4 protein-coding genes are annotated in these 2,914 nt (G+C 35.7%); all 4 read right to left on the bottom strand.

Annotation, left to right across the window (positions count from 1 at the left end; translation table 11 throughout):
- Positions 1-239: 239 nt before the first annotated feature.
- Entirely contained in the window at positions 240-1,109 is an 870-nt protein-coding gene (locus tag E1171_RS03530) for a hypothetical protein (protein WP_155204126.1), read from the bottom strand.
- 11 nt (positions 1,110-1,120) lie between these two features.
- Positions 1,121-1,738 carry a recombinase family protein gene (locus E1171_RS03525; protein WP_155204123.1) on the bottom strand — a complete coding sequence of 206 codons (618 nt, stop codon included), beginning with the start codon at positions 1,736-1,738 and terminating at the stop codon, positions 1,121-1,123.
- Positions 1,739-1,856: 118 nt separating this feature from the next.
- Positions 1,857-2,453, bottom strand: a complete 597-nt coding sequence (locus E1171_RS03520; protein WP_155204121.1) for a mobile mystery protein B — start codon at positions 2,451-2,453, stop codon at positions 1,857-1,859.
- Positions 2,444-2,914, bottom strand: a 471-nt coding sequence (locus E1171_RS03515) for a mobile mystery protein A (RefSeq protein WP_246164141.1), incomplete at its 5' end; no start/stop codon positions are given. The genes E1171_RS03515 and E1171_RS03520, both read right to left, overlap by 10 nt.

Below are 2,914 nucleotides of genomic sequence, written 5' to 3'. Positions count from 1 at the left end.
TCATATTTCAGGGAGTGCTTCTTTTTCTAACAGTTATCGCCAATTAAAGAAAGAAGCTGAAAGAATTAGTGAAGCAATTGAGAGAACAGTTTAAGATAGTATAGCCTAATTACTTCCACTTTCCCCCAAACTGGAAGTAAAAAAGAAGCCTTCACGGTGAATGAAGGCTATTTTTATGTTTGTGCTTTTGATTTACTTCGAGTTTTTAGGTGATTTTGGGCAAAAGTGGAAGTGTTTTTTTAATCTTTGATTCTTATCATATGGGGTTTGACTGAACGGTCAATTTCAAAAAGTTTAGGTTTTTTTACAGCTCTTGCGGTAATTTGAGTTCCATCTAATGGTTTTTTATCTGTTCTTACATACCATTTATTTTTGTTTACTTTCTCAGCGATTTTACGAGCAGACAAAGGTTCTTTATACTGTTTTAGAAGGTCTTCCATTGCCTCATCTAACGTTCTAATTTTTAGATTAGAAAAACAATTTTCTAAACAAAACTGACAAAATTCCTTCCCAAACTCTGAAATTGTATAATGGGTTATATCAGAAAGCCTAACGTTGATTGTTATGCTACCGGCCAATGCTGCATCAACAAGCCCAAAAGATCTTAGTTTTTCCAATGTAGCTAAAAATTCAGCATTATCTTTTTCAGATGTCTTAGTACCTTTATAGCCATCTCCTTCCGGAGCTCTATATAAATTGATTATAACCGAAATATCCATTTCTGATAATGAATTCAAAATAGAAATAAAATATTTTCTTTTTCTATAGTTCTCATCGGAAGGGTCAGTTAGTAAATTAAAAAAGCAGTTTTTAAAATAATCTATCTTTTCAGCTATAAAATCATTTTCAACCCCTTCATTAATTTCTTCAATTAGACTTCTTAACTTGCCTTCATCTTGATTAGACCAATCTTTTACCTTCTCTTGTATATTATTATATTCTTCTTTTATTAATTCATAAAATTTTTCAATTCTTTTTATTCTTCTTTCTTGTTTTGCTCCAAAATAAAGTGTGTTTAATGAGCCGCCTATATAAGGGATTGCGCTTATTCCAGTTGAAATAGCCAACTCAACCTTATCTTTTTTTGTTAATTTTCCTAAATCATCCATATTCTATGTATTTATTTGATTTGAATCAATCGTTTTTTCACCTTTGAAATTGTATGCCTAGAACAACCAAGTAGATTTTGAATCGCGCTATAACTTTTATCGTCATGTAAAAGCTCTTCAATCTTCCGATGCAATTTTAAATCTTCGGGATGGCCTTTATACTTGCCCAAACTTTTTGCTTTTTTGATCCCCTGGGCTTGCCTTCTTTGCCTATCTTCATAATCTTTTCGGGCTATTGCTGCTAACATGTCTAACATCATCCCGTTGAGGGCATCCAAAATACGTTGGGTGAATTCGTCTTTCAAGGATAAAAATTGGTGAGAGGTAGGAAGGTCTAGGGAAACTATACGGGTTCCGTTAGTTGTGATTTTTTGTTTGAGTGTTTTCCAGTCCTTTGAGTTTAATCGACTTATCCTGTCCACCTGTTCAACCAAAAGAACATCTCCCCTTTCAGCTACTTCTAAGAGCCTGAATAATTCCGGTCGGTGTAACCTGGCTCCTGATTCATTTTCTAGAAACCAGCAGGAAATTGAAAAGCCCCTTTCTTCAACAAACTTTTCTAGTTCTTCTTTTGCTCGGTTTGCGTCTTGTTCTTTGGTAGAGGCTCTTAGGTATCCGTAAATACGCATAATAGTGCATTAAATAGTCTTTTTAGGTATACTCTAAATGTACTAGCTACACAAGCACTAATCCATGGTCATTTTCGCAGCTATGTTGTTATTGAGACTTTTTCAGATGGAAGGATTGTTAAGACCTTGCAAATTCTAGTAATGGCTCATAATTGCCCTTGTCAGCTTCTTTTACTGCTTTGAGATAGATTTGACGAGATTCCCCTTGTTTCACCAAATTTCCAGCCCCCCAAGTGAATACGTTTTCTTTGTAGATTTTATCGACAATAACATCTGCCATTAAACGACTGTGTCTGCCATTTCCATTTGGGAAACAATGGATGCTAACAATCCTGTGTTTAAAGCGTACGGCAATTTCGTCAGGGAGGTAGGTCTTATTTTCCACCCAAAATATGGCATCATCTATCAGCGTTTTTAATGCTATCGGAATTTGCCATTTATCAATTCCAAGGTTCTTGTTTGATTTTCTAAAATTACCCGCCCATGCCCAAACATTACCATACATTCGTATGTGCAGAGATTTTATAAATTTTTCGGAGAAAATAGTTTTTGGTTTGAGTGAACGGGTTAATGCCCATTGAATAGCTTCTTCAATGTTTTGCTGCTCAAATTCATCCAGCTCGGAACGAGTAGCAATTGTAAGTATTCGCAAGCCTTCTTTTTCATCTTCATCCAAGGGCGTTTGGCCATTGATATATTCTAAGTCTAGTCCCATAGCACCTTTGGTATTTCATTTTTTAAAATTGTAGTTCTTTCATCAATTGCTTTTTTAATTCGCTCTTGAGAATTCTCCTGGTCTTCCAACTTCATTGTAGTAGAAGTTCTAGAAACTATCTTAGTCGCTAATTCACGAGCTTTTCTTTCTATCAAGGCATCCAAGGAGCCATCTTTTGGGACAAATCCGTAGACTAATTCCATGTCAAGGGCTCTTGCGGCTTCCCTAAGAGACTTAATGGAAATTGCTCCGTCTTTTTCCCTTTTTTCAATTTCCTGAACACTTTGCTTGGTGATAGAAAGTCGATTCGCAAGTTGCTGTAATGACATGCCTAAGGCTAGACGAATAGCTTTTACCCAGCCTGTAGGTGGTATAGCAATGGAGGATAATGGAGCAAAAGCCCTTATTTTGGTCTCCAATTGCTCTATTTGTAGTTTCTGCTTATTCATTTCGTAAGGTTT

This window comes from Xanthovirga aplysinae (assembly GCF_009711365.1).
Taxonomy (GTDB): Bacteria; Bacteroidota; Bacteroidia; order Cytophagales; family Cyclobacteriaceae; genus Xanthovirga; species Xanthovirga aplysinae.
The sequence above is the reverse complement of the archived record's forward strand: the minus strand, read 5'-3'. Positions and strand labels throughout refer to the sequence as shown.